The organism is Flavobacterium sp. 1355, assembly GCF_017833415.1.
Classification (GTDB): Bacteria; Bacteroidota; Bacteroidia; order Flavobacteriales; family Flavobacteriaceae; genus Flavobacterium.
This window is the reverse complement of sequence record NZ_JAFICC010000006.1, coordinates 230,483-243,214: the sequence shown is the minus strand read 5'-3', so window position 1 is coordinate 243,214 and position 12,732 is coordinate 230,483. Positions and strand designations below refer to the sequence as shown.

Annotated in this window: 15 protein-coding genes; 6 read left to right on the top strand and 9 right to left on the bottom strand. The window is 33.8% G+C overall.

Annotation, left to right across the window (positions count from 1 at the left end):
- Nucleotides 1–160 precede the first annotated feature (160 nt).
- The gene (locus JOD96_RS09845; protein WP_209564104.1) at nucleotides 161–730 is read right to left on the bottom strand and encodes a DUF3109 family protein; all 570 of its coding nucleotides are present in this window, start codon (nucleotides 728–730) and stop codon (nucleotides 161–163) included.
- A gap of 260 nt (nucleotides 731–990) precedes the next feature.
- On the opposite strand from JOD96_RS09845, the gene JOD96_RS09840 reads away from it, so the two are divergent.
- From JOD96_RS09840 to JOD96_RS09830, 3 genes are all read left to right on the top strand, one after another.
- Nucleotides 991–1,569 (top strand): MarC family protein, encoded by a 579-nt coding sequence (locus tag JOD96_RS09840; protein ID WP_035681888.1) that lies wholly within the window; start codon nucleotides 991–993, stop codon nucleotides 1,567–1,569.
- A 102-nt stretch (nucleotides 1,570–1,671) separates the two neighbouring features.
- A complete protein-coding gene (locus JOD96_RS09835; RefSeq protein ID WP_047778985.1) occupies nucleotides 1,672–1,872 on the top strand; it encodes a hypothetical protein in 201 nt (66 codons plus the stop codon).
- 1 nt (nucleotide 1,873) lies between these two features.
- Entirely contained in the window at nucleotides 1,874–2,479 is a 606-nt protein-coding gene (locus JOD96_RS09830; protein ID WP_209564103.1) for an FAD-dependent oxidoreductase, read from the top strand.
- A 1-nt stretch (nucleotide 2,480) separates the two neighbouring features.
- Here the strand turns inward: JOD96_RS09830 and JOD96_RS09825 are convergent, their stop codons facing one another.
- The 6 genes from JOD96_RS09825 to JOD96_RS09800 form a co-directional block, all read right to left on the bottom strand.
- Nucleotides 2,481–2,705 carry a hypothetical protein gene (locus tag JOD96_RS09825; RefSeq protein ID WP_209564102.1) on the bottom strand — a complete coding sequence of 75 codons (225 nt, stop codon included), beginning with the start codon at nucleotides 2,703–2,705 and terminating at the stop codon, nucleotides 2,481–2,483.
- Between the two features lie 178 nt (nucleotides 2,706–2,883).
- Nucleotides 2,884–3,195 carry a hypothetical protein gene (locus JOD96_RS09820; RefSeq protein WP_209564101.1) on the bottom strand — a complete coding sequence of 104 codons (312 nt, stop codon included), beginning with the start codon at nucleotides 3,193–3,195 and terminating at the stop codon, nucleotides 2,884–2,886.
- 85 nt (nucleotides 3,196–3,280) lie between these two features.
- Entirely contained in the window at nucleotides 3,281–3,643 is a 363-nt protein-coding gene (locus JOD96_RS09815; RefSeq protein ID WP_209564100.1) for a nuclear transport factor 2 family protein, read from the bottom strand.
- 17 nt (nucleotides 3,644–3,660) lie between these two features.
- Nucleotides 3,661–5,238, bottom strand: coding sequence for a S41 family peptidase (locus tag JOD96_RS09810; protein ID WP_209564099.1), 1,578 nt, complete (start codon nucleotides 5,236–5,238; stop codon nucleotides 3,661–3,663).
- Complete coding sequence (locus tag JOD96_RS09805) at nucleotides 5,239–5,670, bottom strand: deoxycytidylate deaminase (RefSeq protein WP_209564098.1); 432 nt, start codon at nucleotides 5,668–5,670, stop codon at nucleotides 5,239–5,241.
- A gap of 5 nt (nucleotides 5,671–5,675) precedes the next feature.
- On the bottom strand, nucleotides 5,676–6,269 hold the full coding sequence (locus JOD96_RS09800; protein ID WP_209564097.1) for a HupE/UreJ family protein: 594 nt from the start codon (nucleotides 6,267–6,269) through the stop codon (nucleotides 5,676–5,678).
- Nucleotides 6,270–6,438: 169 nt separating this feature from the next.
- On the opposite strand from JOD96_RS09800, the gene JOD96_RS09795 reads away from it, so the two are divergent.
- Complete coding sequence (locus JOD96_RS09795) at nucleotides 6,439–6,870, top strand: TerB family tellurite resistance protein (RefSeq protein WP_209564096.1); 432 nt, start codon at nucleotides 6,439–6,441, stop codon at nucleotides 6,868–6,870.
- 154 nt (nucleotides 6,871–7,024) lie between these two features.
- Here JOD96_RS09795 and fbp read toward each other — a convergent pair whose 3' ends face one another.
- Complete coding sequence (fbp, locus tag JOD96_RS09790) at nucleotides 7,025–8,029, bottom strand: class 1 fructose-bisphosphatase (RefSeq protein WP_209564095.1); 1,005 nt, start codon at nucleotides 8,027–8,029, stop codon at nucleotides 7,025–7,027.
- A gap of 171 nt (nucleotides 8,030–8,200) precedes the next feature.
- Here fbp and JOD96_RS09785 point away from each other — a divergent pair, with 171 nt between their 5' ends.
- Together JOD96_RS09785 and JOD96_RS09780 are read left to right on the top strand one after the other, a co-directional pair.
- Nucleotides 8,201–8,674 (top strand): GNAT family N-acetyltransferase, encoded by a 474-nt coding sequence (locus JOD96_RS09785; protein ID WP_209564094.1) that lies wholly within the window; start codon nucleotides 8,201–8,203, stop codon nucleotides 8,672–8,674.
- 212 nt (nucleotides 8,675–8,886) lie between these two features.
- The gene (locus JOD96_RS09780) at nucleotides 8,887–10,146 is read left to right on the top strand and encodes an aspartate kinase (RefSeq protein ID WP_209564093.1); all 1,260 of its coding nucleotides are present in this window, start codon (nucleotides 8,887–8,889) and stop codon (nucleotides 10,144–10,146) included.
- A 70-nt stretch (nucleotides 10,147–10,216) separates the two neighbouring features.
- On the opposite strand, the gene JOD96_RS09775 is transcribed toward JOD96_RS09780, so the two are convergent.
- Nucleotides 10,217–12,559, bottom strand: coding sequence for an outer membrane beta-barrel family protein (locus JOD96_RS09775; protein ID WP_245188383.1), 2,343 nt, complete (start codon nucleotides 12,557–12,559; stop codon nucleotides 10,217–10,219).
- Nucleotides 12,560–12,732 lie beyond the last annotated feature (173 nt).

Here is a 12,732-nt window from a genome sequence, read left to right as displayed (position 1 = left end):
TAAAATTATCATTTACTCGTTAAGTGCCGTAAAATATAGACTTTTTAGAATAAAAAGCAAGAAATTTTAAATTGTTTTTAAAAGTTTTTTTTGAGTCAAAACTTTAATCTTTTGAGTTAAAAAATACAGCCTTAGAAGTGTATTTTTTAAACTTATTTTTTTAGGAATTTTTGAGTTCCTGAGCTACTTTTTCAAGTTCCAGATACCAATCTTCGCCAAAGCGACGGATTAAAGCTTCCTTAACAAATTTATAAACCGGAACCTCTAATTCTTTTCCTAATGAGCATGCATCATCGCAAATATCCCACTTATCATAATTGACTGCGGCAAACTCTGTAAAGTCTTTTACACGTATTGGATATAAATGGCATGAAACCGGTTTTTTCCAGTCTATAATTCCTTGATTATAGGCCTGTTCAATTCCGCAAAGTGCTGTTTTTCCATCAAAAATAACATAGGCACAATCTTTCTCGTCTATTAAAGGTGTTTCAAGATCACCATCAGTTCCTTTTACCCAGGTTCCCTGTGCTTCAATAGCAGCAATCCCTTCCTTGCGCAAAAAAGGTTTTACTTTTGGATAAATTTCTTCCATGATTTTAGTCTCTGCTTCACTCAAAGGTGCGCCGGCATCTCCGTCAACACAGCAGGCTCCTTTGCAGGCTGATAGATTACACACAAATTCTTTTTCAAGAATATCTTCTGAAATAATGGTTTTACCTAATTGAAACATGACCTAAAAAATACTAAATTTATTAAAGTGCAAAGATAGTCAAACTATATACATATATAGGAGATAAAAATTCTCCTCAGAAAATTTGCCTGATTACTACAGAAATTAACAACGAAACACAACAATTGTTACAAAAATCACTTTTTTAGTCGTTATTACATGTTTTTATAACAAAAGTGAAGGTTTGAATTTTATATCTAAAAAAGGCCTAACTTTATTATTTACCTTTGCACATCTTTTAAATACTAAATTAGAAAAACATGTTAGAAATTGATTTTAAGGAAATTATCACTGTCGGAATGGTTCTTTTTGCAGTAATTGATATCGTAGGATCAATTCCGATCATTGTAAACCTTCGAGCAAAAGTGGGTCACATCGAATCTGAAAAAGCCTCTATTGTTGCCGGAATGATTATGATCGTTTTTCTTTTTGTTGGAGAAGGCCTGCTAAACCTTATTGGTATAGATGTACACTCGTTTGCTGTTGCCGGATCTTTTGTTTTATTTTTTCTGGCTTTGGAAATGATTTTAGGAATCAGGATCTATCGTGATGAAGAACCAGGATCTGCTTCGATTGTTCCGTTAGCTTTTCCATTAATTGCCGGAGCAGGAACAATGACTACCTTACTTTCACTTCGATCTCAATTTCATACTATAAATATTATTATTGCCATTTTATTGAATATTATATTGGTTTATGTTGTTTTGAAATCGTCTAAAAAAATAGAAACTTTATTAGGAGAAAACGGACTGGGCGTAGTTCGCAAGACATTTGGAGTAATACTTTTAGCAATTGCTGTTAAATTATTCGCTGCTAATGTTAAAGGTTTGTTTGTCTAACATTTAATTTTATAAATTTACCCCCATTAAAATTTCTAAATACAACTTTAGGTTTTATGGCCAGAGTTTACTTTATTATTTTAGACAAACAAAAACAATCTTATGAAAATTTTCACTTCAATCTTAGTGCTTTTGGCATTAGCTTTAATTGTTTTTAATATTACGCTGCTTGACTTTAAAAATCCTTTTCAAGGGGATAGTGCAGTAGCTTTTATTGGAATCGCAGCTTCGTTTTGTGCTGTTTTGATTCTTTTGATTTTTAGAATTTCAAAAAAAATCGAAGAAAAAACGAACGGAAGATAATATGTTTGACACTTTAATTATTGGCGGTGGTGTTTCAGGCATGTCTTGTGCGCTGGTTTTAGGTTCCGCTAAAAACAAAGTTTTTGTAACCGACAAAAAAATCGGAATTTTTACCCACCAAAAGAATTCGTCTTTACAAGAAGCAGTTTTCTACAATGCTTATGGCATAACACCGGGAAAATTAGGATCAGAATTACTTTTTGAAAGTACTCAGGATTTAGCCCAAACTTATCCTCACATTGTCCAGATTCCCAATGAAAAAGTAATCAAAGTTGAAGGAGCTTTTCCTGACTTTACGGTTACTACAAACAAAAATTCGTATAAAACTAAAAGTATCGTAATCGGAATTGGTTCTGCAAATACTTTTGATATCGAAGGTTTAATGCAATACATTGAACCACACAAAAAGGCACTTCCTGAAAAACAACGTATTCAGCTAAAGAATAACGATCATAAAGTAGCAGAAGGAATTTATGTAATAGGGACTTTGGCAGGCTGGAGAAGCCAGCTGGCAATTGCTGCAGGAAGCGGTGCTGCTGTCGCAACTGATATTCTTACCTTATGGAATAATGGCGTACAGACTCACTCACACGACAGTATTCGATAATTTAAGAATAAAAAAACAAGGCTGTCCCAAAAACAGCTACAGCAATTATTCTCAAAAAACTTACAACAGCAATACGTTTTAAGGAAGCAACGTTTACTTTTTTCTCAACAATTTTGCCATGAAGAAAATTAACGAGAAGCAAAATAACAATTCCTATTGACCCAATAATTGAAGCTCCAATGGCATGTTTAACAAATGAAAAAGGAAGTTCAGCAATTAGCCGCATTTTTTGTTCATAGCTTCCAATCCAAAAAAAGCTAAAAAAAGCAGTTATTCCAATTATCACAGCAGTAAGGATTCCATTAATTATTCTCAAAACGTTATTCTTTTTTAATTATCAAAAACGAGATTAAATAAAAATTCCCGCAGTTAATTGCGGGAATTTTTTATTTAATCTTATGTATCTATTTAACCGAAACAATTTCTTTTACTTTGATGTGTTTTTCGGTATCTGTTTTCCAGAATTCTCCTTTTACAGTAACCTCATCACCTTGTTTTAATACTTTATAATTCTCAGGACCTCCAACATTTACAATACTGATTGTAGCAAAATAAACTTCATTTTTATCAGTATTAATTTTTGCTGTATAACCGTCTTTTCCAAACTCTACAGATTCGACTTTTCCGGAAATTGTATTTTTATCTTTCATACATGCGCATGATATAACAAAAGTCATTAAAACGATCAAAGCTCCTATTCTCTTTAAATTTTTCATAATTTATATATTTAGTATCTGCAAAGCTCGCGAAGATTATGCTAGTTTTGTTATACTTTCTTTTAAAAAATTATTATTATTTCTTTTAAACTGATACACAGCTGCCTGCAATTACCTGAATATTTGTTTCTGATTTTTTCCAGACACGCAGATAACGATAAACACCATTTACAGGCTGGTTGTCATAATTGCCTTTTAACAAAACCAAAACGCTTACAACTGCAGTATCACCAATAATATTAATTAATTGATCTGAAGCTTCAAGTGCTTCAATCTTCATTTTTCCTGAGCGGTAAGAATCTAAATCAAACTGTTTGGTAATAGTTTGTCCATCAGGCATATTAAAAAGTAAATCAGGGTGTAGTAATCTTTCTAAGGCAGGAACATCTGCATTTTTAATTGCAGTCAAAAGTTCTATTTCTGCATTTATAACGGCATTTATATCCATTTGAAAAAAATTTAAAATTACTTTTTAGGTTTTAAAACTGCTTTTACCATTGCATCCTCTTTTAGAATGACATCATAATAATACAGTTCGCCATACAATTGTCTGGCAAATTCTGCAGTAATATGACGATTTACAAGTGATTTTGTTTTATCTAATTTTAAATCCAGACCCGTCATTAGAATATAGTCTTTAAACTTTTTAAAATAAAGATCTGAACTTTTCATTTTAACCAAAAACTCATTAAACTTAAGGCCTTCAAAAGCTTTTCTGTTTTTATCCAGTTCTTCAAAAACAAAATGTCCGACAATGCCGGTTTGTAGTAAATAAGCAACATTTTCATTTCCGTGTTCTGCTTCCATCGGAACAAAAACATCCGGAACAATTCCGCCTCCGCCGTAAACAATTTTACCTTTCGGAGTTTTAAACTTTAAAGAATCCGCTACTTTAATACTATCTTTTGCATAAAGTTCCCCAGATTTAATGCGGTCTTCAGATTCTTTATAATATTCTTCATTACCTTTTTTATAAGGTTTTTGAATGGATCTTCCTGTTGGTGTGTAATATCTGGCTACTGTCAATCTTACAGCAGAACCATCGGTAAAATCCATTTCGCGCTGTACCAGTCCTTTTCCGAAAGAGCGGCGTCCGACAATAGTTCCGCGATCATTATCCTGTAGCGCCCCTGCTAAAATTTCACTTGCCGATGCACTGTTTTCATTAATCAGCACATATACTTTTCCGGTTTCAAAACTGCCGCCTTCATTAGCAAATGTTTTATCTGTAGTGCCGTTTTTGCTTTTGGTAAAAACGATAAGCTGTTTGTCTTTCAGAAACTCATCGGCAACAGCCACTGCCTCTTCCATATAACCGCCGCCATTATCACGAAGATCGAGTATTAAAGACTGAATTCCTTGTTTTTGCAATCGGCTTAAACCTGTTTTGAATTCCTTATAAGTAGTTTCGGCAAAACGGTTAATTTTAATATACCCTGTTTTATTTCCTACGAGAAGAGAAGCGTCAACACTTTTTATTGGTATTACGTCTCTTTTTACTTTAAACTTGAGATTTTTTTGTTCTGATTTTCTAAAAACAGTCAGCTCAATTTCAGAACCTTTTATTCCTTTTAATTTTGAAAATAAGCTGTCTGAAGGCAATCTTCTTCCAAACAGTTTTGTTTTTCCTGCAAATAAAATTCGGTCTCCTGATTTTAACCCCGCTTTTGCCGAAGGGCCGTTCTCAAGCGGTTTTATAATGGCAACAGAATCTTTGTACATATAAAAATTAATTCCGATTCCGACGAAATCTCCTTTCATACTTTCGGCAACTTCAGCTTGCTCGCTTGGCGGAATATAAACAGAATGAGGATCTAATTTAGATAAAATATTATCGACTGTGAGGTTTACAATCGAATCGGTATTGACACTATCAACATATTCATTATTGATAAAATCAATCAATTTATTCAGTTTGGTTTTCGAGTAATTTTTAGCCAAAAGCTGATCCTCAACGGGAGCATTCATAAGGCTTCCGAGGACAGTGCCAAGAGCAAAAACAGCTCCTATTACAATGGGCAAATATTTTGAATTAAATTTCATCTATTCTTCTAAAACCGGAATATGTACAACTTCTATACCTGCTTTTATTAAAAACTGAATTCCTGAATCGTCCCGGTATCCGTCTTGGTAAACAACTCTTTTTATACCGGACTGATGTACTAATTTGCTACAATCTTTACAAGGAGAAAGCGTAATATACAAAGTCGCCCCTTCGCAGGATTGTGTTGATCTTGCCACTTTTAAGATTGCATTTGCTTCTGCGTGTAAAACGTCCCAGCGGGTTAACCCGTTTTCGTCTTCGCAGCAATTCTCAAAACCGGAAGGCGTTCCGTTGTAACCGTCAGAAATAATCATTCGGTCTTTTACGATTATGGCGCCTACTTGTTTGCGTTTACAATAAGAGAGCAAACTCCATTCTTTGGCAATTCTTAAATACGCTTTATCGTATTTATTTGTTTTATTTAATTCCATTTATTTTATCTGTTCCAAATAGGGCTGTCGATAATCATCGGAATGACAACTCCTACAATAAAAGCTGACATTACAAGTGCCCAGTCTCGTTTTGAAAAACGAAAAACGGTCTGAACAATATATGATATTACGAGAACCACAAAAACAACAATTATCTGTGCTGTTTCAATTCCTAATGCAAATTCTCCCAAAGGTAACAATTTTGACGTTGCCGTACCTCCTAATATTGTCTTGAAATAATTTGAAAATCCAAGTCCGTGTATAATCCCAAAAAACAAGGTTACAAAAAACACCAGATTGAGTCCGTCGTTCTTGGTTGCTTTACCTGCTGTAAATAAATGATATAAGGCAGTTATGAGGATCGTAATCGGAATTAAGAACTCTACAATATTAACTTTCACAGCAATAATTCCAAAAACAGAAAGTACCAAAGCCAGCGTATGACCAAGTGTAAAAACAGTTACCAGGAGCAAAATACGCTTCCAGTCTTTGAAGGTGTAAGGAACGGTTAATGCAATCAGAAAAAGAACATGATCATAGGCATGAATATCTAAAACATGCTTCAATCCTATTTGAAAATAGATCCAAAATTGTGACATAGAAGTACTGGTATTAATTGATTAAGGGGTTGTAAACTTACGATTAATTTTGAAAATTAAAGAAAACCCTTTATTAAAACAACGCAGAAAAATAAGTTAAATTTTATGAGAAAATTAAATTTGTTAAATTAAAATAAGATTTATCTTTGCTCGATAAAAACGATTAATTATGTCATTTTCAGAATTATTTGATAACGAATTCAAACAAAGAAATAAAGGTCATTTCTCTGCAATTGTACGTGTAGCTTTTGCTGACGGAAAAATTAATGAAGAAGAGCAGGCCTTTTTGGATAAACTTGCAGCAAGGTTAGAGATCTCAGATGAAGAATATAAAGAAATTCTTTCTGATCCGTGGAAACATCCAATAAACCCTCCTTATTTGTATGCACAACGTGTAGAGCGTTTGTATGATTTGGCGAGAATGGTACATATTGATCACCACTTAGGAGACCAACAAGAAGTTATGTTAAAACGTATGGGATTAGCATTAGGCTTTACTCCAGGAAACGTTGATTATATTGTTTCTAAAGCTTTATCCCTTATCGATAAGAAAGTAGACTTGGACACTTTCTCTTTTGAAATGGAGAATATGAATAAATAAGAAAGTTTTCAGTTTTCGGCGACCGTTTTCAGTTTATGCTGAAAATAGTACTCAAACTAAAAAATAAAAACCCGATAGCGTAAAAAACTATCGGGTTTATTTTATGTACACATGAATGAAAACTGTCACTGTGACTGAAAACTGAGACTGAAAACTACTCAGCTGCCATGAACTCCTCTGCTTTTTCTACCATATTATAACTTCCGCAGAAAAACGGAACTCTTTGATGCAGTTCGGTTGGCTGGATCTCCATTATTCTACCGAAACCATCTGTTGCTTTGCCTCCGGCCTGTTCTGCGATAAACGCCATCGGGTTACATTCGTATAGCAAACGTAATTTTCCTTTTGGAGCTTTTGAACTTGTTGGATATAAATAAATCCCGCCTTTGATCATGTTTCGATGAAAATCAGCTACCAGACTTCCGATATATCTTGAAGTGTATGGTCTGTCTTCTTCTTCTCTCTGACAGTATTTGATATAATTTTTTACTCCTTGCGGAAAATGAACATAGTTCCCTTCATTTACTGAATAGATATTTCCGTCTTTTGGAAATTTCATATTCGGGTGTGAAAGATAAAATGTCCCGATTGCAGGGTTCAATGTAAATCCATTTACCCCAAAACCAGTTGTATATACCAACATTGTTGATGTTCCGTAAATCACATAGCCTGCCGCTACCTGATTTACGCCCGGCTGTAAAAAATCCTCGCTTGTTACCGGCGTCCCTATTGGAGTAATTCTTCTGAAAACAGAAAAAATGGTTCCGACAGAAACATTCACATCAATGTTTGATGATCCGTCGAGCGGATCCATTAAGATCACGTACTTGTTATTATGACAGTTATCGCTCCCCTGAACTGTAATAAAATCGTCGTTTTCTTCTGAAGCGATACCACAGACAATCTCACGGTTTATTAACGTCTGGATAAATACTTCGTTTGCATACACATCTAATTTTTGCTGGTCTTCACCCTGAATGTTTTGTTCGCCTGCTGCTCCGATAATATCGACTAAGCCGGCCTGGTTTACTTTATAATTTACGACTTTTGCCGCCAAACGTATAGAGTTGATAATTCGGGAAAGCTCTCCCGACGAATACTGAAATGCTTTTTGGTTCTCAATAATAAACTCTCCCAGTGTTTTATTGCGTTCTTCCATTACTATATCGTTGTAGTTTTATTTTTAAGTCACAAATATCGTTTTTTTTGTGAGAATGGTTTAAAAATTATTTCGTTAGTTTGCTACTATTGTAAATTTGACAATCAAACGCAAAAAGTACACATTAAAAACGTACTTTTTTAGCTAATAAACACTTAATAATACGAATACATGAATATTAGAAAAGGAAATCCTGAAGACATGAGGTCGGTTTTGGGATTAATACAAGAGTTGGCAATATTCGAAAAAGAACCAGAAGCTGTTGTTATTTCAGAAGAAGATTTAATACGCGACGGTTTTGGAGAAAAACCATTGTTTCATGTATTTGTTGCCGAAGTTGAAGAAGAAATTGTTGGCATTGCGCTATACTATTATCGCTATTCCACCTGGAAAGGAAAAACGATTCATCTGGAAGATTTAATCGTAAAAGAAAAAATGCGAGGCACCGGTTTAGGTTCAGCTTTATATGCTGAAATAATGAAACAGGGAAAAAGAGATAATGTAAGAAGAGTGGAATGGAATGTTCTTGACTGGAATACACCGGCTGTCAATTTCTATAAAAATTCCGGCGCAAAAATTCTTGACGGATGGCAGGTTGTTCAAATGGATGAAGCGGGAATTAATTCTTTCTTAGAGAAAAATTAAAAATATTCTGCTACAGATTACACGATTGAAATGATTTTAAAATCTTTGTCAGTATGCCACGAATTTCACGAATTGGCACGAATAAATTAGTGAAAATTTGTGAAATTAGTGGCTAAAAAATCTGGAGAATCATTTAATCTGTGGCAAAAAAACCATAAAAAATAGCAGATTTCATTCATCTGAAATCTAAAACTAAAAATCTAAAATTAACAATGAGAGTATTTAAATTTGGAGGAGCATCTGTAAAAGATGCAAATGGAATTAAAAACGTGTACGACGTTTTACAGAAAGTAGGTTATGAGGATGTAATTTTGGTAGTTTCGGCTATGGGAAAAACGACGAATGCTCTTGAAGTTGTTATCAAGAATTATTTTGAGAATCCTGTGGCGCTTAACGCTTCTTTGCAAGAAATAAAAAATTACCACAATCAAATAATATTAGATTTATTTGAAGATGAAAACCATGAGGTTTTTGCGGCAGTGAATTTTCAGTTTTCTGAACTTGAAAATTTCCTTGAGCATAATAAGTCACCAAATTACAATTTTGTTTATGATCAGGTTGTGAGTGTGGGAGAATTGATTTCGACTACTATTTTAAGTCATTTCATGAACTTCATGGGAATTAAAACACAGTGGCTTGATGTTCGTAACTTTATTAAAACCGATGCAAATTACAGAGATGCAGAGGTAGACTGGGAAGCTACTCAACTAAATATCAGTACAAATGTTCCGAGAAAAATATTAAATATTACACAGGGATTTTTGGGTGCCGATGAAAATAATTTTACAACTACGTTAGGACGTGAAGGGTCTGATTACACTGCCGGAATTTTTGCGTATTGCCTGAATGCTGAAAGCGTGACAATCTGGAAAGATGTTCCGGGAGTAATGAATGCTGATCCGCGTTATTTTGAAAATGCAAGTTTGTTAAACCAGATATCTTATCGTGAAGCAATCGAACTGGCTTTTTATGGCGCAACGGTTATTCACCCAAAAACATTACAGCCTTTACAGAAAAAAGAAATTCCGCTTTATGTAAAATCGTTCATTAATCCATTATTAAAAGGAACTTGTGTTTCAAAAGGGGTCGATTTAGAACCGCAATATCCATGTTTTATCGTAAAAAGAGAGCAACTTTTGATTTCTCTTTCGTCAATAGATTTCTCTTTTATTATGGAGGAAAATATCAGTGAAATTTTTGGCTTATTCCATGAATTCAAAATCAAAGTAAACCTGATCCAGAATTCTGCTATTAGTTTCTCTGTTTGTGTAGAAGATAAATTTGGGAATTTCAATGAACTGAACGCAATTCTGTCGAAAAAATTCAAAGTAGATTACAGCGAAAATGTGACATTATATACCATTCGTCATTTTACTGAACAAGCTGCTCAGACTGTTGAACAAAACAAAGCGGTTTTATTAAAACAGGTAAGCCGCGAGACGATGCAGATTGTAACAAAGGAATTAAATTAGTTTTTTTCGGTTAAAAAAAAATTAGTTCTGAAAGGGGTTTTACTTATGGTGAAACCCCTTTTTTTAATTTTTATCTCGCCCTGTTATTTTCACTTTGCTCAATTTCGGTTTTCTTATACGTTGTCTTTTTTGAATTTCCAAAACTATACGCTGCTACAAGTCTAAAGTAATTCATTGTATACGTTCTGTGATAATAAATTTCGGTTTGTCCGACATCATAATTTCCTGAAACGTTGAAGGTGTTAAAAATATCATTTGCAGTAAAGTTCAGTTTTAAGGCATCTTTAAAAAAGTTTTTCTCAATTCCTAACGTAACTACAGACCTGTCGTTATCACTTCGCAGTCCGTAACTTTTCTCTCCCAGATACCAGGCAAGCAATTGTATTTTGAACAGGTTTGGAATTGTAAAAGTATTGTTTGAGTATAAATAGATCTGAGGTTTTACAGGGCCTGTTTCGTATTCGTAAAAATTATCTGTTACTTTGGTAACGCTCATACTTAGCGTATTAACAGAATTCCACCATTTGTTGCTAATAGATCGTGATGCCGAAGCAAAAAAACTATCTTCCTTTTCCAGATTTAAGGAACGTAATACATAACTATTTGGTTTGTCCCCACGCAATGCCGCACCACTAATAGCATCAATTTTATAGGTGTAGCCCAGTTTGAAATCAAACTTTTTGAACATCGCTCCTATTTCAAAAGCATGAACTTTTTCTGGCAGCAAATTTGGATTTCCTTCTATAGTTGTAAACGGGTCCTGATAAATTACATACGGATTCAAAGCCTGATATCTTGGTCTTGTAATTCTTGAAACGTATGAAAAATGTCCTTTTAGATGATCTGAAATGGTAAAATTTAAAAGCAGGTTCGGGAAAAAATTGTTGTAGCTTTTTTCAAATTGCTGATTTCCTCTTGCTGTTGTCGCGAGATTATAGCGTGTCCATTCGCCGCGGGCACCAATAGAAATATCGAGTTTTTCGCTAAAAGTTCTGCCATAAGAAAAATAAACCGCTTTTATTTTTTCTTCATAACTAAAATCGCTCGAAAGTTCCTCATCTGGTTCAAAACCTGCTTCTTTATTTTCTGAAGTCAAAAAATCTGTTGCCGAATTTATATTGGCATAACTAAATTTTGCTCCGGCATCTAATTTATTTTTTTCGTTTATTTTTTTTGAAAGGTCGGCCTGAACAGTAATAATATCAGTTGTACTGCCTACAATATTCTTGAGATATTTGAGCGTATTTAAATTATTTACTACTCCGTTTTCTTCAATAAAATCATTTATGTTTCCGTTAAAATCAGAATATTGACCTGCTAAAAACAATGAAGACCCTTTTTTGTCTGTAATCAAATTATAATTTAAATTGACAAATTGATTGAGTAACACATCGTTTTTGGCAATATCGGTTGCATAAAAACTGGAACTTGTATTATCTGTTATTAAATTCCGGCTTGCTACAACTCCTCCTAAATCTTCAATGTTGCCACTGTATGCTAAAGAAAGGTAACTTTTTGGCGAGAATGTATATTGCAGTCCAAAACCAAAATTAGAATAATTATTAAACTGCCTTTTCCAGTCTGTGGTCAATTCTGACCTCATATATTCATCAGGATTTGGCCTTGTTCTGGTGGTAAATAATAATTCTCTTCCTTTTCCCAATTGCAATCCGTAATTGGTTACAAAGGAAAATCTCCCCTTGGTATAATTAAAATCAAATAATGTATTGGTACTTGTTCCTGCAAATTTAGAAACGGTAATTTGTTGTGTTGCCGAACCCATTATACCGTTTTCAATATTTTTTTTGGTAATAATATTAATGACAGCTTTTCCTTCTGCATCATATTTTGATGATGGATTAGCAACTACTTCAATACTGGCAATTTGCGAAACGGGAATAGCTGCAAAACGTTCATAATTAATCAAAATTCCATTTAAGTAAATTATGGCTTCGCCTTTTCCTAAAACACTGACTTGCCCTTCAGACACTACAACATTCGGCACACGTCCCAATAATTCATTAACGGAATTGCTGGTTGCAAGCAAAGTATTGGCCACATTTACGCTTATTGTTCCATTTGCAGCATATTTTAATAATGGCGCCTGGCTTTTTATGACGACTTCGTTTAATTGATTGTTTTTTTCAGAAATTATAACCGAACCCAGATTTACATTTTCCTTTCCTTCATAGGAAATGTGTAAAAACATATCGGCAAATTCTACCGATGTTAGTTTCATTAAAACTTCTTTTTGATTGATATTTGATAATTGAAACTCCCCTTCTAAAAAATCATGCTGTTTAATAATCACAGAATCCCGAACAGATAACAACAGTGCGCTACCCATCATGGGTTCATTATTCTGATTAACAACCTTACCTGAAATTGCTTTAATCGATTGTGCTTTTATCATGGAAGAAAAAAACAAACAATAAATAAAAATGAAAATTGAAATTAGAAACCTCATAAAATTTTAGGGTTAAGATTTGACTTTTGATTGGAGCAAAAGTCAGTCTTAAATCACTTTTTGAGGTCGTTGAAACAGAAATCCGGAGTACGGATTTATAAATTTGAACTTCTTTTTGG

Excerpts from the sequence above, each read along its gene's own strand:
- JOD96_RS09785 (WP_209564094.1), top strand. The coding sequence starts at position 8,201 with ATGAATATTAGAAAAGGAAATCCTGAAGACATGAGGTCGGTTTTGGGA.
- JOD96_RS09805 (WP_209564098.1), bottom strand. The coding sequence starts at position 5,670 with ATGGAATTAAATAAAACAAATAAATACGATAAAGCGTATTTAAGAATT.
- JOD96_RS09775 (WP_245188383.1), bottom strand. The coding sequence starts at position 12,559 with ATGATAAAAGCACAATCGATTAAAGCAATTTCAGGTAAGGTTGTTAAT.
- JOD96_RS09780 (WP_209564093.1), top strand. The coding sequence starts at position 8,887 with ATGAGAGTATTTAAATTTGGAGGAGCATCTGTAAAAGATGCAAATGGA.
- fbp (WP_209564095.1), bottom strand. The coding sequence starts at position 8,029 with ATGGAAGAACGCAATAAAACACTGGGAGAGTTTATTATTGAGAACCAA.
- JOD96_RS09825 (WP_209564102.1), bottom strand. The coding sequence starts at position 2,705 with ATGCGGCTAATTGCTGAACTTCCTTTTTCATTTGTTAAACATGCCATT.
- JOD96_RS09830 (WP_209564103.1), top strand. The coding sequence starts at position 1,874 with ATGTTTGACACTTTAATTATTGGCGGTGGTGTTTCAGGCATGTCTTGT.
- JOD96_RS09815 (WP_209564100.1), bottom strand. The coding sequence starts at position 3,643 with ATGGATATAAATGCCGTTATAAATGCAGAAATAGAACTTTTGACTGCA.
- JOD96_RS09820 (WP_209564101.1), bottom strand. The coding sequence starts at position 3,195 with ATGAAAAATTTAAAGAGAATAGGAGCTTTGATCGTTTTAATGACTTTT.
- JOD96_RS09795 (WP_209564096.1), top strand. The coding sequence starts at position 6,439 with ATGTCATTTTCAGAATTATTTGATAACGAATTCAAACAAAGAAATAAA.
- JOD96_RS09835 (WP_047778985.1), top strand. The coding sequence starts at position 1,672 with ATGAAAATTTTCACTTCAATCTTAGTGCTTTTGGCATTAGCTTTAATT.
- JOD96_RS09810 (WP_209564099.1), bottom strand. The coding sequence starts at position 5,238 with ATGAAATTTAATTCAAAATATTTGCCCATTGTAATAGGAGCTGTTTTT.
- JOD96_RS09800 (WP_209564097.1), bottom strand. The coding sequence starts at position 6,269 with ATGTCACAATTTTGGATCTATTTTCAAATAGGATTGAAGCATGTTTTA.
- JOD96_RS09845 (WP_209564104.1), bottom strand. The coding sequence starts at position 730 with ATGTTTCAATTAGGTAAAACCATTATTTCAGAAGATATTCTTGAAAAA.
- JOD96_RS09840 (WP_035681888.1), top strand. The coding sequence starts at position 991 with ATGTTAGAAATTGATTTTAAGGAAATTATCACTGTCGGAATGGTTCTT.